This is a genomic window from Gemmatimonas sp. (assembly GCF_041689975.1).
In the GTDB taxonomy this organism is placed as follows: domain Bacteria; phylum Gemmatimonadota; class Gemmatimonadetes; order Gemmatimonadales; family Gemmatimonadaceae; genus Gemmatimonas.
This window is the reverse complement of the sequence record NZ_JBDNFF010000109.1, coordinates 1-19,606: the sequence shown is the minus strand read 5'-3', so window position 1 is coordinate 19,606 and position 19,606 is coordinate 1. Positions and strand designations below refer to the sequence as shown.

Here is a 19,606-nt window from a genome sequence, read left to right as displayed (position 1 = left end):
ACGCGAACGTCAGAGTGCGTCAACCGCATCAGTTCCAGAACTCCCAGCGCACGCCGTACATTTGCACGGCCGGTGGCATCGTGATGCCGCGTATCTGCTCATACGCACCGCCAGTCAGGTTGCGATATTGATAGAAAAGCGTGGCGCGCTGAATGCGGAGTTCGAGCAACCCGATGACGACATTGGCCCGCTCGGTGATGCGCACATCAGGCGCGCCGGTGCCCGTCGCGTTGCCGTAGAAGAATGGCACACCGTTGCGCAACTCATGCCAGATGCGCGCGTTGATCGAGAACTCACCACGCGGGAATCGACGGCGCCAGTCGCTGATCAGCGCGATCTCCGTGCGTACGTGCAACTCCGGGCGATTGTACTGCGAACCATCCCACTGGATGGCCTGGACGTCCACGCGCACGTCCTTGTACAGCCGTCCCGTCGCCGACACGAGAACGCCTTGCGCACTAACCGACGGCAGGAGCGCTGCAGGTGTGCCGAGAATGACGGGGGACGCGAAATTGGTAGCGCCATCGCGGATGACGCCGCCGCCAAGCCAGAGTCGGCCCACTCTGAATGCCGCCTCAGCCCGCAACGTGCTGCCGCCATCGCGACCGGTCGCCGAATCCGGCGTGCGGGTGCTCTGAGCGCCTGTGAGAATCAGCCACGAGAACGGCTGCGCACGGGCGGAGAGATCGACACGACGCGTGGAGTCGGCTCCATTCTGTTCGGCGAATGCCCCGATCGCATAGCGCGATCCGCCGTAGCGTCCGCGCACGGCCGGTGCATGAAAGGCCGTCCCGTCGATCGGCCGCACACGATCCGTCATCGACACCGACCAGCGCGCCGTGCGATAGCCGGCCGCCACTATTTGCTGCGTGCGACCGCGGATTGTGTCGGTCTCTACGACAACCGCGGTGTCTGCCGGTGCGGTCGGATCGCCAACGCCTTCCAACCGCGTGCGCACGACGCCGACGATCGCCTGCGACCAGAATCCGCGCAGGGTATCGCCGTATCCAAGGCGCAGATACGCATCACGACGCGAGCCTTTGTATGCCAGCAGGTCGATGAAGCCTTCGCGCGCGGTGTGCGGATCACGTTCACGCCCCGTGGAGTTTGCGAACAGATCCACACTGATACGACGATTCGACCATCCGATGCGGGTCATGAAGCCCTGCACCGTGCCATCACCGCGACCCGTTGAACTCTCGGCGCCGGAGAACGCATTCACACGGCCGCTCTGGGTGGCCATCTGCTGCCCACCAAGCTGCAGCAGGACCCCGTTGCGCCAGCGGCGCGCGAAGAGACCGCGGAACGCGTTGGTGTTCAGGTCACCCGTGAAGATGTCGAATCGGGTGTACGGCGTGGTGCGCTCCACGGTCCACGTGCGCATCCAGACGCGCACCTCACCGGCCGCCCGCTCCACCACCAATTCGTCGAGCGTCCACAGCTGCACATCGGTGAGATCGAGAGCGCCTCCATTGCGCGGCTCGATCGCGTCCATTTCCACGCCATCGACGAACAGGCGTAGTCGGCGCGTATCTCCGGCGAACGAGGCGGCATGGACGCCGGCGATCCATCCACTGCGATACGTCGTGACGCCCGGCACACGATCGAGCAAGTCCGCGAGGTTCAGGGCACCCGACGAAAGAATCTCCTCGCGCGAAAAACGAAGTCGAGGCGTCGATTCGAAATCATCCGGTCGCTCGAACCGCGCGAGGGGCGCCTTGATCGTATCACCCGCGATCGCGCGCCTGATGCTGTCGGAGCGCGCGACCTCGCGCGCGAAGACGGCCGAATCGGTGGCAATCGTACGCTTGGGCAGCGTGTCCGATCCGAGCGGGGGCGGAACGGGTACCGACACCCGCACGGTATCCTTCCGCACGCTGTCCGGACGAACCTGCGCCGACGCGCGCGAAGTCACCGCGATGGCCGCCAGCAGGCTGGCGACCATAAGCCGAACGGCGCGAATCACCGACGCGCGCGCGCCCGTACGATTTCGACGAAGGTGCCCACGGGTGTGCCCGTCGGTCCCTTCGGAATCCAGCCCAGATCGACCTGCGAATAGGCCGTACCGGCGACGTCGAGATGCACCCAAGGATAACCGTCCACGAATTCCTGCAGGAAAAGAGCAGCGGTGATGGAGCCCGCCGCGCGACCGCCCGTGTTCTTCAGGTCGGCCACATCGGATTTGATCTGCTCCTTGTACTCGTCCCACAGCGGAAGGGGCCATCCCGGTTCGCCCGCGGCAGAACCTGCGGCCAGCACTTCGTCGACCGCCGCCTTGTCGGCGCCGAAGACACCGACGGCGTGCGCGCCGAGGCCGATCACGATGGCACCGGTGAGTGTCGCCGCGTCGATAGCGATCGCGGGATTGAAACGCTTGGCGAACACCAGCAGATCGGCCAGCACGAGACGGCCTTCGGCATCGGTGTTGATGATTTCGATGGTCTTGCCGTTCGACGCCCGTACGACGTCCCCCGGCTTCACGGCCGTGCCCGAGGGCATGTTCGTAGTGGACCCGATGATGCCGACCACGTTGATGGGAAGCTTGAGACGTCCGATGGCTTCCATCGCGCCCATCACGCCGCCCGCACCGGCCATGTCGTACTTCATCCACTCCATCTCCGGCGCCGGCTTGATCGAGATGCCGCCAGTGTCGAAGCAGAGGCCCTTGCCGATCAGGACTACGGGCTGCTGCTCCGACGTCCCGCCCCGATACTCGAGTGCCACCAGTCGCGGCTCCTCGGGGGTTCCCTGCGCCACGCACAGGAACGAGCCCATCTTCTCCTGCTCCATCTCGGCGCGACCCAGCACCGTGATCGTCATGCCGTGCCGCGCGGCAATCTCGCGTCCGACTTCGACGAACGTCTCGGGCGTACAGACGTTGCCGGGCATCATCCCCAATCGCTTGGCAATCGCTTGCCCTTGCGAGATCGCGGCTCCGGCCGCAAAGCCGGCACGCACTGCATCCGTGTCGCTACCGAGCACCGTGACCGCCTCCAGACGCGCCCGGCGGTCCTTCTCGGGAGGCGGGGTCTGCAGATCGGGATACGCCCAACTACCGGCCGCGGCGCCAAGGGCGACTCCTTCGATGGCATCGGCGTCGGCACCGGGCAGCACGATGTGCATCGCGCCGGTGCCCAGCTTGCCCGCCTGTCGTGCGGCGATCGCCGCCGCACGACGTGCAACCGCTCGCGTGAGCGGAGCCGATCCACGACCAACGAGCAGCACGCGCTGAGCGCCCGTATCGCCACCAACGAACAGCATCGTCTCGTCCCGGCCGCCACGGAAGTCGCGGCGGGCGATCGACCGCTGGATCGCACCGGCCAATGGCATGTCGACGGCGCGCAGCGCAGCGTCGAGCGACGGGTCCTGAGGCAAAAGGATCGCCAGCAACGGCGAATTCACCGAGGCGGGGGCAGCGTGACTGAGCTGGAGCGAAAAGGACATGGACGCGATCGGCGCAGAAGGGGATGGCGATAACGCGCGTTCGCGGATCGCAGAAGCGGAAGCTAGACAGCGACGGCCGGGCGCGGCAAGCGAGGCGCGCGGCGACGCCGCGACTTACCGCTCCGGAAACACCGAACGCCCGATCGTCCTTGCGGACGACCGGGCGTTCGGTGTTGCGACAACTGGGGCGGTAGGAGTCGAACCTACAACCGCTCGATTAACAGTCGAGTGCTCTGCCATTGAGCTACACCCCATCAGCGGCCCTCTTGCGACCGCCCATCTTCGTTCCAACATCGCGACCTACTCGCCACAAACCATCCGCGTTGTGCGAACCGGGCGAAGAATCCTGTAAACTCGTCAGCTGCTTTACCAACATGCCCAGACCGGGGGTCGAACCCGGAAACCCTTGCGAGTGGGGGATTTTGAGTCCCCTGCGTCTGCCAGTTCCGCCATCTAGGCCCACACCAACCCTCGTCAGACAAGTGTAAACGGTTGGCGAAAGCGACGCCACGGGGGTGCCGAGTCTGGGGTGCCCACTCACATCGGCGGCGGTGGCCCGCGTCGCTGGGAACCACGGCTATCCGTGGGAGCGACGGTCGAATCGTCCATACCCATCCGCCGACGCTGCAAATCATGCATGCCGCGACGCAGTTCGTCCTGAAGCCCGAAATAGCGCGCACGCTGCGTCGGCGAAAGGAACTTCGCCAGATCGCGCTGCTCGGATTCCATCAGTTCGAGCTTCCGGCGTTCGAGGCGAGGCATCTGTTCGAGCAGCTCGCCCACCTTCGCTTCATTGGCCTTGTCACCGGCCTCCATCTCATCGCGCAGCGACGTCCGCAACACGAACTCCTCGCGTCGCAGCACTCGGCGCGACTCCTCCGTGCGTGACGCCACATCACGCAACTTGGCCTGTTGCTCGTCGGTAAGACGGAGACGCTGCGCGACGATGGCGTCGATACGATCTTTAAAGCGCTGTTCGAGTGCCTCGCGCTGCTGATCGTACCTGCGAGGCGCGCCTTGCCGCTCATTCGCGTGCGGCGGGAAGCGCGGGGGAGTACCCTGCGCGACAGCTACGATCGGCGAGCCAACCGCCATGACCAGCGCTGCGGCTACCAGCCGTCGGATTCCAGACATGATCATTTGGCGGACCCTCCGGACGTCGAGACCACAGGCAACGTCGGCAGCGGCTCCGAGGAGCTTGTGCCATCCCACTTCTCGAGGCGATCGAGCATGTGCTGCAGCTCGGCCTCCGAATAGTCCCCGAGATCGCCGTACGACACCGAGACACGTGACACGCGAGTCGTGCTGCCGATGCTCGTCGAAGAATCGAGTCGAGCGACGGTCGCGGATGGGATGGTACCGGCCGCTCCCGTTGTTTGCACCAAGGCACTCTCGGCGGCCTCCGCCAACTGCGCCTCGCGGGAACGGGCGCTCGTGAGGCTGTTCGGACTGCTGCGCGACACGATGAGCGAGGTGCCGCCGACGATCATCACCCCGACGGCCGCGGCCACTTGCCACACGGATGCCGACCAACGCCGACGCGGACGGGATACCGTGGTGCTCGACGCCATCGCGGACGCCGCCGCGATCGGCGTGGCCTTAGTCGAGGAGCGGACGAGCCGCAGCACCGGCGTGGGACGCGGCAGGTTGGCCACGATCAGCGCGACGTTGAGCGTCACGGCCTTCGGACGCACCGCGCGCGCCAGGCGCAACACGGCGATGTCGTCGCGACACGGGTCGCAGATCGACAGGTGTTGCTTAACCAGCGCAGCGGCTGTCGTATCGAGCGACGCCGACACATAGTCGGGCAACAGGTCCTGCATCTCCGGTGTCCGGCACTCAGTCATCGAGAAACTCCTTCACCGCTCGCATCGCGTTGTGGTAGTGCACCCGGGCGGCGCCCTCAGAACTCTCGAGGATCTCCGCGATCTCCTTGTAACTCCGCCCTTCCTGTACACGCAGCGTGAAGACCTCACGCTGCATGCGCGTCAATCGACCGATCGCCGATGTCATCCGTTGCGCGGCTTCGTCCGCCACCAAGGCATCGAGCGCATCGTACTCGGTGGCAGCGCGCGCATCGTCGACCTCGACTTCGCGTCCCCGTCTGGCCGTTGATCGACGCCGGTCGATGACCAGACGGCGTTCAATGGTGAACAGCCACGTCCGCAGCGAACTGTCCGAACGGAACGACCCGAGCGCCGAAAACGCCCGGATAAACGTGTCCTGCACCAACTCGTCGACATCCTCTTCGACGCCCAACCGGACGGCAAATCGCGCCAGGGCGCCGGCGTGCCGCTCGACTATCGCCGTGGCGGCCCGCTCGTCACCCGCCATCCACTGTATGATGAGGGCGCCATCGACTGACGCGTCATCGGTTTGTTCGGCATGGATCATACGCTCAGCCTTATTTGACGACGCCGAGCGCGTATCGTTAAGGATCTGCCCCGGAATTGACTCGAAGCGGCCCGGAACCGCAGCTTGATAGCCACTACAAGCTTGGTCGAGGCTGGAGCAATCACGTGGCGCGGAGCGCAGACATGCACATACCAGTTATCATCGCGCATCGCGGCTCGTCACGCGAGTGCCACGAGAATACCCTTGCCGCCTTTGCGCGCGCCTTGGAGCAGCACGTGGACGGGATCGAGCTGGACGTGCACGGGTCGGCCGACGGCCATCTGGTGGTGCATCACGACGCGATACTTCAGCTGGAACCTGGTGACGGCGCCGGAGGGATGGCGGCCATCCGTGAGCTCACCCTGACCGAGCTGCGCGCTGTGCGGCTGCGCGGCGAACATCCGGTTCCGCTGCTCGACGACGTGTTCGAACTGGTCGGCACCCAGGCCACGGTGTATGTGGAGGTCAAGGCACCTCACATCGAAGCGGCCGTCGCCGCCCTGCTCGACCGACACCCCACGGTGCGCGCGGCGGTGCACTCCTTCGACCATCGCATTCCCGCGGCGGTCCGGGCACTTCGCCCGGGAACCGCCATCGGTTTCCTCTCGGACTCGTATTGTATCGAACCGGCCGGCATGCTTCGGCCGACCGCGCCGGACGCGCTCTGGCAGTACACGGCGCTGATCGACGAAGCGCTGGTGATTGCGGCCCACGAACGAGGCGCGAAAGTGATTGCTTGGACCGAGAACGATCCGGTGCGAGCGCGCCACTTGGCCGCATGGGGCGTGGACGGACTTTGCACCGACGTGCCGGCCACGATGCGCGCGGCGTTTTATCCGGCTTGAAGTCTAGGAGCAAACTCAGCTGACCGAATCGGTCGGCGGCGCGGACTGCTGCACGGGTGCAGTAGGTACCGCACTGCCGGCCGCGTGGGGTGGTTCCATGGTGCCGTTGGCAGCGCGAGCGGCGGCGAGCTCCGTCTCCATCCGGCGCGCCTCTTCATCTTGTGCGCGCAACGCCGCCATGAGTCGGTCACGCGCGTCCGCCGCTAGATCGCCGCCGGCATCGGCCGCACGGAACACGGCGTAGCCGAGCGCTTCCGCAGCCTTGTCGGCCTGTTCACGGGCCCTGTAGGCGTCGAGGCGGAGCTTGCCCTCGTCGAAGACATCCTGCGCCGCCTTGCCAGCCTTATCGATCCCCTCTTTGACCTTGTCCCAGATCGCCATGGCGCGCTTCTCCGCAAAGTGTGAGTGATGCCAAGAACATACGGCGCCAAGTATCTGGAAGTTACGTGCCGGAACGCAAGAAGCCCCCGCGCGCGGCGGAGGCTTCCTGGACAGAACGATCGCGCGGTGAGGCTTAGACCTCGACCGTTTCCTCGGCCGTCACTTCGACGAACTCGACGGGAAGCACGCTGATCTTGTACTTCTTCTTGTTGTGGTGCTGGAACTGCACAACGCCATCGACCAGCGAATAAATCGTGTAGTCCGTGCCCATGCCGACATTGCTGCCGGGATGCCACTTTGTACCGCACTGACGCGCGATGATGTTGCCAGCCGTTACGAACTCACCGCCGTATTTCTTGATGCCGCGAAACTTCGGATTCGAATCGCGACCGTTGCGTGATGAGCCGACGCCTTTCTTATGTGCCATTGCTCTTACTCCGAAAAAGGAGGCGCGCCAGTGAGGCGCGCCGCCGGCGATCAGCCGAGGGTGATTTCGTTAATGCGAACTTCCGTAAACTTCTGCCGATGACCCTGCTTACGGGCATAGTTTTTACGGCGCTTGAACTTGAAGACAATGATCTTATCGTCGAGGCCGTGCTTCACGATCTCGCCGGTGACCTTGGCACCGCTGAGCGTGGGCACGCCCATGCGGACTCCGGTGCCGACGTTGCCGATAAGGACGTCGTTGAACTCGACGGCCGTGCCGGCATCGCCCGCCAGCGAAGGGATCCTAAGGGACTTGCCCGGCTCGGCACGGAACTGCTTGCCGCCGGTGCGAATGATCGCGTAGCTCATGGCTCTATCTGTTGAATCGTATTCTGCAGGCTTCAAACGTAGCCTTAAAGCTTATCCGGCTTCGCTTTAGCTGTCAAGCGCCGGAGACCAGCCTCAGGCGCTTGTGGGGACCTGGGTTTCCGGCCTGTTTCAGGCCAAGGCGTACTGCTGCGTGACATCCCGTTGGGCGCCACGCATGACCAGCTTGATTTCGTCCGGACGGAGCAGCGGATCGTCTCGCAGCTCCAGCGGGAATCCTGCCAATTTCTCGAGGCGCTTCACGAAGTCGTGTTCCTGCTCCAGCACGTGCAGCGCCACCTCCGGATGGAGCCGGAGGATCACCGGCTCCCGGCGTCCCTCGGCCGACATGCGGCGCACGGCCCGCTCGGTGCGCCGGACGATCGTTTCCGGCGTGAACACGCGGCCGGTGCCGCTACAGGTCGGGCACGACTCGGTCATGCTCTGCCAATGGCTCTGCCGCACGCGCTGCCGCGTCATCTCGACCAGCCCCAGGTCCGACACGGCATGGGCCTTGGTGCGGGCGCGATCACGACCCAAATGCGTGCGCAACTCATTGATCACCTTGTCACGATTCGCCTGCGTTTCCATGTCGATGAAATCGCACACGATGATGCCGCCGACGTCGCGCAACCGGAGCTGACGCGCGATTTCACGCGCCGCCTCGGTGTTTGTCTTGAACACCGTCTTCTCGGGGTCACGCTTGCCCGTGTAGCGACCTGAATTGACGTCGATCGAGACGAGCGCCTCCGTCGGCTCGATAATCAGATAGCCGCCGCTCGGCAGCTCGCAACGCCGCTTGAAGAGATCGCGGATCTCTGTCTCGATGTCCGCCTTGTCGAACAATGGCACGATGTCCTCGTACAGCTTCACGCGCTCGACGAGCTCGGGCGCGATGCCGGTCAGGTACTCCGTGATCTCGTTGAAGACCTGACGGGAGTCGACGGTGACGCCCTCGACTTTCGCACTGAAAAGGTCGCGCACGAGGCCGCGCGTAACGTTCGTCTCACGATGCACCAGAGCCGGCGCGCGCGTGAACTGCGTTTTCCGCTTGATTCGCTTCCAGTTGTTGATGAGCGTGTTCAGCTCGCGCTCGAACACTTCCTTCGTCGCGTCTTCCGAAACCGTACGGATGATTACGCCACCGACATCGTCGGGGAGCATTTCGGAGACCATCGCCCGAAGGCGCTGTCGCTCTGAGCGCTCGTCGATTTTGCGGCTGACGCCGACTTTCGACGCAAAGGGCATGTAAACCAGAAACCGGCCGGCGAGCGAGACCTGCGCGGTAACGCGAGGTCCTTTCGTGGAGATGGGTTCCTTGGTGATCTGCACGAGGATGTCCTGGCCGCGTTTCAGGAGGTCCTGAATCGGGCGGACTTCACGGCGCCCGCGACGACCGCCGCCGGCACTGCCGCCGCTGGCATCGTCTCCCGCGTCGTCCTCGTCGTCGTCTTCATCGTCGGCCACCGGCGCATCCTCGACCACCACATCGGCGGCGTGCAGGAACGCGGACTTTTCGGTGCCGATGTTCACGAAGGCGGCCTGTATTCCGGGGAGCACGGCTTCGACCTTCCCGAGATACACGTCACCAACCATGCGACGGGCATCGGGCCGATCCACCAGCAACTCCACCAACTGACCGTCCTCGAGAATGGCGACGCGCGTCTCGCGCGGCGTCGCGTTCACCAGGATCTCTCGCTTCATTCTGACGTGCCGCGCGCCCCGGCGGTGGCGACTCCACTGGACCGATGCGGCGACGAACACGGTGATCAAACAGGGACTGCCCGAGCGCGCCAGAAGACGGCGACACGGACGACGTCACGGGGCTCCCCCAACCAGCACGACCGATCGGACGGGCGAGTCGCGCCTGAAAACCGCGGACCGTCCCGCGCTTCGGTAGCGGCGGGAGGCGCAGGCCTCAGGAAAAACGCGATGACCCGCGATCGACACACAGGGCGTGTCGTGCGGTGGGACGTGTGGAGGGCGTCGGATGGCTGCACGCTGGCGCCAATCCGCCCCCGCCACAAACGCAAACGGCCCGTGAGTCGCACGGGCCGCCGGCGCCGGAAGCGACGGCTACGGAAACTGCGGGGTCCTGCAAGAACGGGTTACCAAGGAAGAGTAAACGAGACCGAACGTCTCCCGCAATACATCCATGGCGGTCCGTCCTAGCGACTCACTCCATCAGGCCCTTCAGGAGGTGCCTCGCGATGACCATGCGCTGGATCTCGCTGGTCCCTTCGCCGATCTCGCAGATCTTGGCGTCGCGCATATAGCGCTCCACCGGGTAGTCCTTCGTGTAGCCGTACCCGCCATGGATCTGAATGGCCTTGATCGTGGCTCGCATGGCGAGCTCCGAGCAGAACAGCTTGGCCATCGCAGCTTCCTTGCCGAACGGCTTCCCCTGTTGAGACAACCACGCGGCGTGATACACCAGATGACGGCCCGCTTCAATTTCGGTGGCCATGTCGGACAGCTGGAACTGGATGCCCTGGAACGATGCGATCGCCGCGCCGAACTGCTTGCGGACGGACGCATATTTGAGCGACTCCTCGAGCGCCCCCTGCGCAATACCGATCGACAGCGCCGCGATGCCGATCCGACCGGCGTCGAGCGTTTTCATGAAGTTGATGAAGCCCAGGCCCTCGGTGCCCAACAGATTCTCGGCCGGCACTTCGACGTTGTCGAACAACAGCTCGCGTGTGTCCGACGCGCGCCATCCCAACTTGTTCTCCTTCTTGCCCGACGTGAAGCCCTTCATCGGCTTCAGGGAATCGTCGTGGCCGACACCCAGCATGCGGCACTGGTCGAGGTCGCAGCTCTCCTTGTTCAGGATGAACGACGAGATACCCTTCGTGCCCTTGGAGGGATCGGTGACGGCGGTCACGACAAACACTTCGCCGACACCGGCGTGTGTGATGAACCGTTTGGAACCGTTCAGGAGATAGTAGCCGTTTTTCTTTTCGGCTGTGGTGCGCGTACCGCCGGCGTCGCTGCCGGCGCTCTCTTCGGTGAGTCCGAAACCACCCAGCACCTTGCCACTGGCCAGGAGCGGCACGTACGCCTCGATCTGCGACTTGGTCCCGAAGCTGATGATGGGCGACGTACCGAGAGTGGTGTGCGCGCTGATGGTGATGGAGTGCGAGGCACACACTTTCGCCAGTTCTTCGATCGCGATCATGAAGCTGATCGTATCAAAGCCAGCGCCACCGACATCCTCGGACCACGGAATACCGAGGAGTCCGAGTTCTCCCATCGCCTTCACATTCACCCAAGGGAACGTGGAGTTCTCATCGTGTTGAGACGCGACGGGGGCAACCTGCTCTCGCGCAAAACTGCGGACCAAGTCACGCACGGCGAGATGCTGCTCGTTGAAATAAAGACTATCGTCCATGGAAGACGTCGAGGTCAGAGCGGGCGGGACCGGGTACGAACGGACTGCTTCGTATCAGCCGGTGGAAGGACTTCAGTGGTGCCGAGGCAACGATCGCAGGCAGCGCACTGTGAGTGCACTTCGGGGTCTCCGAAATAGCGCAGGACGAACGCTCTACGGCAATGGCGCGTCTGCGCATATCGCTGCATGGCATCGAGTCGGCTCATGTCGGATTTTCGCCGTCGATCGATCGCTGCCCAGTCAACCGGCAGCCATTTCGTGTCGCGCGCGCGAAGATCGAGCCGTATGCCACCGCCAATCTGTACCCATGTAACGAATTGCTGCGCCTCCAGCCGCTTCAAAACAGGGACGAGTCCCTTCGACCCTCCGAGTCCCGGCGGCAGCCCGTCGAGATCGATCGAGGCACCGAGCTCCAGGCTTTTACCGACGGCACGCCACAGGGCCCGCAGGACCTCCCGATCGAATGCTCGATCACCGGTCAGCTCTCCGACGATGCGATCGGGTGCCGCCAGCAGACGGACCGAGACGCGACCCGAAGTAGCCGCCTCGGCGGAACAAGCGCCGGCGGCTATCAGCACGCGAAGCGCCGCACTGACCGTGCGCTCGCCCACCGCCGGCGGCAAGCGCTGAGAGAGTGCATCGACCGTGAGCGCGACGAATCCGTCGCGGTTGGACTGCGATCGCAGCAACTTCCATACCCGTTCGACCGTGGGGCGGGCGGGATGTGCGCTCCCGATGAAGAACTCGTGCGTGAAGCGATCGGGGTACGCATGCAACAACACGCAGGTACTGTGCTTCCCGTCGCGACCGGCGCGACCGGCCTCCTGATAGTACGCCTCGAGCGATCCGGGCATCGCATGATGAACGACCAGTCGGACATCAGGCTTGTCGATGCCCATGCCGAACGCGCTCGTCGCCACGATCACGCGTGCGCGCTCTTGCATGAACGCATCCTGTGCGCGCTGACGCAGCGCGTCGTCAAGACCGGCGTGATAGGCCACCGCCCTGATACCCCCGCGCACCAGCACGGACGCAATACGCTCTACTGCTTTGCGCGTCGGCGCATACACGATGGCCGGACCGCCTGCGGCACGCAGCAACGTGATGGCCGTCTTGTCTTTGTCGGGCTGCGAACGCGCTGGCGTGACGTAGTACGTGAGGTTGGTGCGATCAAAGCCGGCCACGACCACTTCGGCATCACGCAGCGCCAGTTGACGCACGATATCCAGTCGGACGTCGGGCGTGGCGGTCGCGGTGAGTGCCACGGTTTGCGGTGTACCGAGTCGTTCACGAATCAGACCGATCCGCCGATAGCTTGGTCGAAAATCGTGTCCCCACTCGCTGATGCAGTGTGCTTCGTCGACCGCCAGCAGGCACACGCCGATCTCGACCAGCTGTTGTAGCGTGCGACCGGCCTCCACGCGCTCTGGCGCCAAGTAGAGCATCTTGAGCGAGCCGTCGCGAGCACGGGCCATACGATCGGCTACGTCACCCACGCTGAGCGTGCTGTTGATGAACGCGGCCGACACGCCTTTGCGCTGCAGCGCGTCGACCTGGTCCTTCATCAGCGAGATGAGCGGCGAGATCACCACCGTGAGCCCTTCGCGAATCAGCGCGGGCACCTGAAAGCAGAGCGACTTGCCACCGCCGGTCGGGAGCACGACCAGCGAGTCACGGCCGGAGAGCACTGCCTGCACCGCCCGGATCTGCGACGGCCGGAAATCCGGATAGCCAAACGTGTTTCGCAGCGTGGCGCGGGCGTGTTCCAACGTGCCGTAACCGGCGGATGTCGTGCGTGCGAGCGGCATGCCGCACGGTAGCTGTACCCAAGCCCGCGCGCGTCATCGAAACGACGCGCGCATAATCGCACCACCGCCGACGACTTGACGTCGGTCGGGATAGGCTTGTTTGTGTCGTACAACTTGTACACCACGAACAGCCAAAACAGAGCGCTGACGACTTTGAATGCGCCCCGTCCCGTCCGACCAGCCTGGAAAGCTGTTACCGCATCGATCTAAACCGCTCGCGCGAAATGGCCGCGGGTAAACGCGCCGTTGAGCAGACGACGCGTCGCCGTCAGCTCCGGGAGCACATTGCCGGCCAGCGAGTCGAGCATGGTACGGTACGATCGAACGATCAGTTGCACCGGATCACCGGGCACGTTGAAAACCATCTGATAACCGCGAACGCCCTGCGCCCACAGGTCGGGCAGATACTCGGAGCCGTCGAGCGGGCGGGAATGCAGCAGCCGGTTCCGGCACGCCGAGTCGGTCGCGACCGCGAAGGTATAACCGGCCGGATCGGTCAACGTCACGTTCGTGTGCTTTTGCACACAGAGATCGCGGCAGGTCGTCGGCTTGCGATCGAACGCCGCCGAGAGCACGCAATGTTCGATCGTCATGCCTTCGGTTCGACCGTACACGAGGACATCAAAATTGCGTCCCCGCCACGGATCGGTGAGCTGCCCGAGTTCTTCGGTCGTGAGCTCGATCGACGCGACCAGTCGCGATGCTCCAAGTTCGAACAGCAATTGCGCCGTGTGCTGGTTGAACACGTTCGTCGCGTAATCCGCGATCACATCACGCCCTGCCCCACCGAACTCCGCGAGCAAACCCAGGTGGCCAGAGAGCAACGGGAGATCGAGCGCGAGCCACTTGTCGAGGCGCCTGCGCTCCTCTGGCCGTACAATCGTCGGTGTGCGCAGCCGCAGCGAGACGCCAGCGGCCGCGAGTTCTTCCCGCAGGGCATTCACGCGCGCCAGCGGCGGCGGCGGCTGGCGCAGGAACGGATCGAGCACGATTTCCGTGGCGCCACCGGCTGCGGCCTCACGCGCCGTGTCGATATCACACACGATGGCGCGCAGCGCAAACGACGCATCCGTTACCGCAGACGACACCGACGACGCAACCGTGGCGACCACCTCGGCGATGCGCGCTGCGCGCACTGCGAGGTCACTCTGACGCGCCCAGCCGAGTTGCTCGTCGAGCTGCGCGACCGCGTCCTGCCGAATACGATTCAGTTCGCTCACGGGTAGGAACAGTCCGTCGGTGAGCCCCGCGACGTCGACGGACCCCAGCTTGAAAGCCGTACCGCCGAGGCGCCCCAGTTGCTCGCGCAACTGCGGCACGTCGAGCGCACGCTTGCTGGCGACACTGAGCGGCACGTCGCCGCGCACCGTGACCTCCATGTCACCGGAAGTCCAGATCGTCTTGAGCGGACCACCGCTGTGTCCGAACACGCGTACGTCGAGACGCAGCGCGCCGACCCGCTCCGGAACGACCACACTCGCGAACGATTCCTGCGCCTGACGCAACAACGTGACATCACTGGTGCGCACCACGCGCCATCCGTCGGGCACGAGCGACCGAATATTGCTGACCCGGATACCGACGACCTGTCGATACGTACCGTTCCGCGTCCACACGCTGCGCACCGTCTGAACCGTACCACCCATCGTGGCGGACGACGTCGGCCCGGGTGACTCGAAACCGAGCCCATCGCCGACCGTCACTGCATGGGTGGTTTCGACGATGAGGTCGCTGCCCTCGTGGCCCACGACCGTTCCAATGGGCAGTCCACGATTGTCCGGCTGCGTACGTGTGATGTACTCGCGACCTTCACGCCCCGCTAACATCCCGCCGGTGTTGCCACGACTGAAAATCTGCACGAGCGGTTCGATCTCTTCGATCGACGGCGCCAGTCCGCGTTCGCCGCGTGCCAGTGCGTCGAGCCATCCACGATAGGCCTTCGTGACGGTGGCGACGTACTCCGGCTTCTTCTTGCGCCCTTCGACCTTCAGGCAGCCGATTCCGAGTTCGGCGAGTTGCTCGAGGTGATCGTGTGCCGCGAGATCCTTCGCCGAGATCAGGTACCCGGTGTCGAGCGTGGCCCCGGTCGATACGTCGGTCAGCGTGTAGTCCTTGCGACACGACTGTGCACACGATCCGCGATTGGCCGAGCGCTCGCTGATCATGCCGGACATGAAGCACTGTCCGGAGTACGAGATGCACAGCGCGCCGTGGACAAAGGTCTCGAGACCGAGTTCCGGTACCGCTTCGCGGATCGCCCGGATGTCGTCGATCGTGTTCTCGCGCGCCAGTACCACGCGCTCCACGCCGAGACGCTGCATGACGCGCGCGCCGGCGGCATCGTGCACCGTCATCTGCGTCGAGCCGTGGACCTCGAGCTGCGGATACACACGCTGAATGAGCTGTACGACACCGAGGTCCTGCACAATCGCCGCATCAATCCCGCGATCCACACACTCCCCCAGATACGCGAGCGCTTCCGCCAGCTCCTCGGGCTTGATGAGCACGTTGAAGGTGAGGTACACGCGGGCACCACGGGCGTGCGCTATGGCGCAGGCCTGTGCCAGTTCATCCAGGGAGAGCTGGGCGCCTTCATCGCGGGCGTTGTACATCGACGCGCCCAGATAGACGGCGTTGGCGCCATTGGCGACCGCCGCCCGAACGGCGTCGAGGGTGCCGGCCGGGGCGAGGAGTTCAGGGACGGGGTGGCGAGACATCCCTGAAACCTAACGAGGGCCACGGTGGCAACCGAGTCACTTCGCACCGGAAGCTGTTGGGTGAGGAACGAATGGGCGGCCGGCGGAAGTACCGTGTCGGACGGGGGTCGCCGCACAGGCAATCACCGCTGCTGGATTCTGTTCGATGCGATCTCGCAGCCCAAGGTTGCCCAATCGTCACCTCTCGGCCCAGCACTCCCGCCCGCCCCACACGCGTTGCCCACCAAACAGCTTCCCGTGAGATATCACACGCTTGCTACCGTGGCCTCTTGAGTCGCTCCACAAGCCGAATCACCAGGGCCCCGGCCAAGCACGCAATCCCGACCCAGCGGACCCACTCGGTTCCGGTGCGCAGCGCGACGATGAACGCCATGACACCGGCACCGATCAGAGCCAAGCGCAGGGCAATCATGCGAACGGCGGAAGCCCTGCTGCGAGGGCCTCCGCGTCGGGTACGTCGATCACCATGCGCAAGAGCGCGGTCGAATAGACCTTGCCCTGCGCGTCGGTCTTGAGCGACAGCGTGCCGCCGCCGTCGAGCGCCCCATGCAGCAGAAAATTGAGCGCAAAGAGGTTGGGCAGTTCGAAGCGATCCACGCCGCCTTTGACCTGACCGGCGAAGTGCTGCGCGACGCGATCGCGCGTCACGTAGGCTACGAGCACCGGATACCACTCCGGCTTGAGCGCGATTACGCCGACGTTGGCCGTGTCGCCTTTGTCGCCGCTGCGGGCGTGTGCAATATCGAGCAAGCGAATGTGCATGGCCGTTACTCCATGATGCTGACGGCGGTGGACACGGCTCGCTTGTCGAGCAGCGCAGGCCAATACGCCACGATCTCCTCTACCTTGGGGCGACCACCGGCGAAACCGGTGACACTCGGCGGGCCGTTCAGCACCAGCGGCACGATCTCGCGCGTGAACCGCTCCACGGCAGCGCGATCTTCCCCACGGACCCCGATACGGAACATCACTTCGGGCGCGTCATGGCCGTCGCCTGCCAGCGATCCGTGCGTCGCCGTGGCGCCGATAAACTCCGTGAGCACCTCGTCGAACGTGAGACCGAGATTGTCGAGGCGCTCGCGGAGGATACGATCCGCCATCTGCGCCTTTTCCATGGCGTCGGGCCACGAGTACACGAGCGATCCCACTGCCTTGTAGCCAGCGCGATAGGCGATGGAGACCTTCAGGAACGGCGTCGGCGGCCCCCCGGTGATTCCATGCACGCGCACGCGATTGTCACCGTCCGGCGCGAGCTGAATGCTGGTGAAGTCGGCAACCACGTCGGGCGTGATGTAGGCGTGCGGATCGCCCATTTCATACACCAGTTGTTCGGAGACACTCGGCACGTTCACGCGACCACCGGTGCCCTCGTGTTTCGTGATCACGAACGTACCGTCCTCAGACGCTTCAGCGATCGGGTATCCGACGTTCGCCAGGTCGGGAATGGTGCGCCATTCGTGCATGCAGTTGCCGCCCGATGACTGCGCGCCGCACTCCAGAATGTGCCCGGCGATGATACCCGAGGCCATCTTGTTCCAGTCATCCGCCGCCCACCCGAATTCATGACGGAGTGGCGCCATGGTGAGGGCGGTGTCCGTGCTTCGGCCGATCACGACGACGTTGGCGCCGCAGGCGAGCGCTTCGACGATCGGATCAGAACCGATGTACGCGTTCGCCGACATGACACGATCGCGAATCGTGGATAGCGGCTCGCCGGTGTCCATGTTCTCGAGTGCATGGCCGGCAGCCATCAGATCGTCGAGCCGCGCGAGAATGTCATCGCCCGTCACCACGCCGATGCGGATCTTTCCCCGCACGCCGTGCGTGGAGGCCGCCTCGAGCAGGGCTTCAGCGCATGCCACCGGATTCACACCGCCGGCATTGGCGATCACCTTGACGCCGCGTTCGGCGACGGCCGGGAAGACGCTCTCCATCGCACCGATGAAGTCGCGCGCGTAGCCCATGCGGGGATCGCGTTCCTTCTGCTTTTGCAGAATGGACATCGTGACTTCGGCGAGGTAGTCGAGCATCAGGTAGTCCACCTGACCACCTTCAACCTGGCGACGTGGCGCTTCGAGCCAGTCGCCCCAGAAACCCTGACCGCTGGCTACGCGCACCACGCGCGATGAATCGGACATCAGTACTCCGTGCCGGGAACCGGCGCGCCGTAGGTCGGCATCGGGGGTAGAACGAAGGCACCGAGATGCGGACCCGGATTCTGGGCCGCCGCACGCAGCGCAAGCGCCAGCATCGTGCGGGTGTCTTCGGGATAGCAGATCGCGTCGACAAAGCCGCGCGCGGCGGCGTAGCGGGCGTCGAGCTGCGTGTCATAATCGGCGCGCATCTGGGCAGCAGACTCGAGAACTTCGGGCGACGGATCGACGCCGGCCTTCCTGGCCGCATCGAGCGACGGACCATGCACCGCGCCGATGGCCGCTTCCCCTTCCATCACCGCCATGCGGCCGGTTGGCCAGCTGAGGATGAAGTCGGGGTCGAAGCCCTGCCCGGCCATGGCGTAATAGCCGGCGCCACTCGCGTGGTTGACGGTGAGGACGATCTTCGGCACACGGGCGCACGCCATCGCTTCCACAAACCGCGCACCAGCACGGATGATACCCTCATGTTCGGCGTCGGGACCAACCATGAACCCCGACACGTCCTGCACGAACACGATGGGTAATCCCTGACGATCGCATCGCTCGATGAAGTACGCGACCTTTTCCGCGCTCTCGGCATAGATGATTCCGCCAAAGCGCGGACGCTCGCCGGCGCGACCCTTGATGAGGCCACGCTGATTGGCCACGATGCCCACGGGAATGCCTTCGATACGCGCATCACCGCAGATCATCTCCTTCGCGAGATTCTGCTGGAACTCATCGATGACACCGTCATCGAGCACCGCCTTGAGCACTGCATGCATGTCGTACGACATGCGATGGTCGGCAGGTAACACGTCGTACAACGCCGACGGCGGCACCGCCGGCGGTCGATAGGGCGCGGGCACCGCGCGGCAGGGCTGCGGCAACCGCGCCACGAGCTCACGCAATTTGTCGAGGCACTGCGCGTCGTCGTCGAGCGCGTAATGCGCCACGCCCGAAATTTCGGTATGCGTAATCGCGCCGCCCAACGTCTCGCCATCCACCGTCTGTCCCGTGGCGCCCTTCACGAGATTCGGGCCGCCCAAACCCATGAACGACGTGCCCTTCACCATCAAGATCACATCGCTCAACGCCGGCAGGTAGGCACCGCCGGCGACACACTGTCCCATCACGGCCGAGAACTGCGGAATACGCAGATAGCGACGCATGATCGAGTTGTAGTAAAAAATGCGTGCCGCTCCGAACTGACCGGGAAACACGCCGCCTTGGTACGGCAGGTTCACACCAGCAGAGTCGACGAGGTAGATGATCGGGATGCGGCAGCGCATGGCGACTTCCTGCGCGCGCAGGATCTTCGTGATCGTCTCGGGCCACCACGACCCGGCTTTCACCGTCGCATCATTAGCGACGACGACGACTTCACGACCGTCGACGATCGCAATACCGGTGATCACACCGGCTCCCGGCGCCTGACCCTCGTAGCGATCATAGGCCACGAGCAGGCCGATCTCGAGGAACGGCGTTCCCGGGTCAGCAAGGCGCGCCACTCGCTCGCGTGCGGTCAGTTTTCCCTGCTTGTGCTGCTTCTCGATCTTGTCCGGTCCGCCCCCGAGTCGGAGGCGGGCTTCCAGCGCGCGAACGTCGTCAGCGAGCCGGCGAAGCCGCCCGCTCACGCGTCTTGTTGTTGACGGGACGCGAACCAGTCGCGGATGTAGTCCACGAGGTCCTGCGT

16 protein-coding genes and 2 tRNA genes are annotated in these 19,606 nt (G+C 64.5%); 1 reads left to right on the top strand and 17 read right to left on the bottom strand.

Going from position 1 to position 19,606, the window contains the following annotated elements:
- Nucleotides 1-28: 28 nt before the first annotated feature.
- The 7 genes from ACESNG_RS07410 to ACESNG_RS07380 form a co-directional block, all read right to left on the bottom strand.
- Nucleotides 29-1,945, bottom strand: a complete 1,917-nt coding sequence (locus ACESNG_RS07410; RefSeq protein WP_373060751.1) for a TonB-dependent receptor plug domain-containing protein — start codon at nt 1,943-1,945, stop codon at nt 29-31.
- Between the two features lie 17 nt (nt 1,946-1,962).
- Nucleotides 1,963-3,444, bottom strand: a complete 1,482-nt coding sequence (locus tag ACESNG_RS07405) for a leucyl aminopeptidase (protein ID WP_373060750.1) — start codon at nt 3,442-3,444, stop codon at nt 1,963-1,965.
- Between the two features lie 182 nt (nt 3,445-3,626).
- Nucleotides 3,627-3,698 (bottom strand) — tRNA-Asn (locus tag ACESNG_RS07400).
- 121 nt (nt 3,699-3,819) lie between these two features.
- Nucleotides 3,820-3,903, bottom strand: a tRNA-Leu gene (locus ACESNG_RS07395).
- 78 nt (nt 3,904-3,981) lie between these two features.
- Complete coding sequence (locus ACESNG_RS07390; RefSeq protein ID WP_373064369.1) at nt 3,982-4,584, bottom strand: Spy/CpxP family protein refolding chaperone; 603 nt, start codon at nt 4,582-4,584, stop codon at nt 3,982-3,984.
- Nucleotides 4,581-5,291: a zf-HC2 domain-containing protein gene (locus tag ACESNG_RS07385; RefSeq protein ID WP_373064371.1), complete on the bottom strand. Its 711-nt coding sequence runs from the start codon at nt 5,289-5,291 to the stop codon at nt 4,581-4,583. Before ACESNG_RS07385 ends, ACESNG_RS07390 begins: the two co-directional genes overlap by 4 nt.
- Nucleotides 5,284-5,838: an RNA polymerase sigma factor gene (locus tag ACESNG_RS07380; RefSeq protein ID WP_373064373.1), complete on the bottom strand. Its 555-nt coding sequence runs from the start codon at nt 5,836-5,838 to the stop codon at nt 5,284-5,286. Before ACESNG_RS07380 ends, ACESNG_RS07385 begins: the two co-directional genes overlap by 8 nt.
- 143 nt (nt 5,839-5,981) lie before the next feature.
- On the opposite strand from ACESNG_RS07380, the gene ACESNG_RS07375 reads away from it, so the two are divergent.
- Complete coding sequence (locus tag ACESNG_RS07375; protein WP_373064375.1) at nt 5,982-6,683, top strand: glycerophosphodiester phosphodiesterase; 702 nt, start codon at nt 5,982-5,984, stop codon at nt 6,681-6,683.
- Nucleotides 6,684-6,698: 15 nt separating this feature from the next.
- Here the strand turns inward: ACESNG_RS07375 and ACESNG_RS07370 are convergent, their stop codons facing one another.
- From ACESNG_RS07370 to ACESNG_RS07325, 10 genes are all read right to left on the bottom strand, one after another.
- Complete coding sequence (locus ACESNG_RS07370) at nt 6,699-7,064, bottom strand: hypothetical protein (RefSeq protein WP_373064377.1); 366 nt, start codon at nt 7,062-7,064, stop codon at nt 6,699-6,701.
- A 133-nt stretch (nt 7,065-7,197) separates the two neighbouring features.
- Complete coding sequence (rpmA, locus tag ACESNG_RS07365; protein WP_373064379.1) at nt 7,198-7,491, bottom strand: 50S ribosomal protein L27; 294 nt, start codon at nt 7,489-7,491, stop codon at nt 7,198-7,200.
- Nucleotides 7,492-7,541: 50 nt separating this feature from the next.
- A complete protein-coding gene (rplU, locus tag ACESNG_RS07360; RefSeq protein WP_373064381.1) occupies nt 7,542-7,859 on the bottom strand; it encodes a 50S ribosomal protein L21 in 318 nt (105 codons plus the stop codon).
- 129 nt (nt 7,860-7,988) lie between these two features.
- Nucleotides 7,989-9,560 (bottom strand): ribonuclease E/G, encoded by a 1,572-nt coding sequence (locus ACESNG_RS07355; RefSeq protein ID WP_373064383.1) that lies wholly within the window; start codon nt 9,558-9,560, stop codon nt 7,989-7,991.
- Nucleotides 9,561-10,032: 472 nt separating this feature from the next.
- Nucleotides 10,033-11,250 (bottom strand): acyl-CoA dehydrogenase family protein, encoded by a 1,218-nt coding sequence (locus ACESNG_RS07350; protein WP_373064385.1) that lies wholly within the window; start codon nt 11,248-11,250, stop codon nt 10,033-10,035.
- Between the two features lie 14 nt (nt 11,251-11,264).
- The gene (locus ACESNG_RS07345) at nt 11,265-13,058 is read right to left on the bottom strand and encodes an ATP-dependent DNA helicase RecQ (RefSeq protein WP_373064387.1); all 1,794 of its coding nucleotides are present in this window, start codon (nt 13,056-13,058) and stop codon (nt 11,265-11,267) included.
- A gap of 206 nt (nt 13,059-13,264) precedes the next feature.
- The gene (locus ACESNG_RS07340) at nt 13,265-15,775 is read right to left on the bottom strand and encodes a DUF3656 domain-containing protein (protein ID WP_373064389.1); all 2,511 of its coding nucleotides are present in this window, start codon (nt 15,773-15,775) and stop codon (nt 13,265-13,267) included.
- 408 nt (nt 15,776-16,183) lie between these two features.
- Nucleotides 16,184-16,537: a hypothetical protein gene (locus ACESNG_RS07335; RefSeq protein ID WP_373064391.1), complete on the bottom strand. Its 354-nt coding sequence runs from the start codon at nt 16,535-16,537 to the stop codon at nt 16,184-16,186.
- A 5-nt stretch (nt 16,538-16,542) separates the two neighbouring features.
- Nucleotides 16,543-17,913 (bottom strand): acyclic terpene utilization AtuA family protein, encoded by a 1,371-nt coding sequence (locus ACESNG_RS07330; RefSeq protein WP_373064393.1) that lies wholly within the window; start codon nt 17,911-17,913, stop codon nt 16,543-16,545.
- Complete coding sequence (locus ACESNG_RS07325) at nt 17,913-19,547, bottom strand: acyl-CoA carboxylase subunit beta (RefSeq protein WP_373064395.1); 1,635 nt, start codon at nt 19,545-19,547, stop codon at nt 17,913-17,915. The genes ACESNG_RS07330 and ACESNG_RS07325 overlap by 1 nt, the downstream gene beginning before the upstream one ends.
- Nucleotides 19,548-19,606: the final 59 nt, after the last annotated feature.

What these genes read in the sequence shown, in the direction of transcription:
- ACESNG_RS07385 (WP_373064371.1), bottom strand. Translation starts at nt 5,291, where the DNA reads ATGACTGAGTGCCGGACACCGGAGATGCAGGACCTGTTGCCCGACTAT.
- rpmA (WP_373064379.1), bottom strand. Translation starts at nt 7,491, where the DNA reads ATGGCACATAAGAAAGGCGTCGGCTCATCACGCAACGGTCGCGATTCG.
- ACESNG_RS07390 (WP_373064369.1), bottom strand. Translation starts at nt 4,584, where the DNA reads ATGATCATGTCTGGAATCCGACGGCTGGTAGCCGCAGCGCTGGTCATG.
- ACESNG_RS07345 (WP_373064387.1), bottom strand. Translation starts at nt 13,058, where the DNA reads ATGCCGCTCGCACGCACGACATCCGCCGGTTACGGCACGTTGGAACAC.
- ACESNG_RS07370 (WP_373064377.1), bottom strand. Translation starts at nt 7,064, where the DNA reads ATGGCGATCTGGGACAAGGTCAAAGAGGGGATCGATAAGGCTGGCAAG.
- ACESNG_RS07405 (WP_373060750.1), bottom strand. Translation starts at nt 3,444, where the DNA reads ATGTCCTTTTCGCTCCAGCTCAGTCACGCTGCCCCCGCCTCGGTGAAT.
- ACESNG_RS07350 (WP_373064385.1), bottom strand. Translation starts at nt 11,250, where the DNA reads ATGGACGATAGTCTTTATTTCAACGAGCAGCATCTCGCCGTGCGTGAC.
- ACESNG_RS07330 (WP_373064393.1), bottom strand. Translation starts at nt 17,913, where the DNA reads ATGTCCGATTCATCGCGCGTGGTGCGCGTAGCCAGCGGTCAGGGTTTC.
- ACESNG_RS07355 (WP_373064383.1), bottom strand. Translation starts at nt 9,560, where the DNA reads ATGAAGCGAGAGATCCTGGTGAACGCGACGCCGCGCGAGACGCGCGTC.
- ACESNG_RS07375 (WP_373064375.1), top strand. Translation starts at nt 5,982, where the DNA reads ATGCACATACCAGTTATCATCGCGCATCGCGGCTCGTCACGCGAGTGC.
- ACESNG_RS07340 (WP_373064389.1), bottom strand. Translation starts at nt 15,775, where the DNA reads ATGTCTCGCCACCCCGTCCCTGAACTCCTCGCCCCGGCCGGCACCCTC.
- rplU (WP_373064381.1), bottom strand. Translation starts at nt 7,859, where the DNA reads ATGAGCTACGCGATCATTCGCACCGGCGGCAAGCAGTTCCGTGCCGAG.
- ACESNG_RS07380 (WP_373064373.1), bottom strand. Translation starts at nt 5,838, where the DNA reads ATGATCCATGCCGAACAAACCGATGACGCGTCAGTCGATGGCGCCCTC.
- ACESNG_RS07335 (WP_373064391.1), bottom strand. Translation starts at nt 16,537, where the DNA reads ATGCACATTCGCTTGCTCGATATTGCACACGCCCGCAGCGGCGACAAA.
- ACESNG_RS07410 (WP_373060751.1), bottom strand. Translation starts at nt 1,945, where the DNA reads ATGGTCGCCAGCCTGCTGGCGGCCATCGCGGTGACTTCGCGCGCGTCG.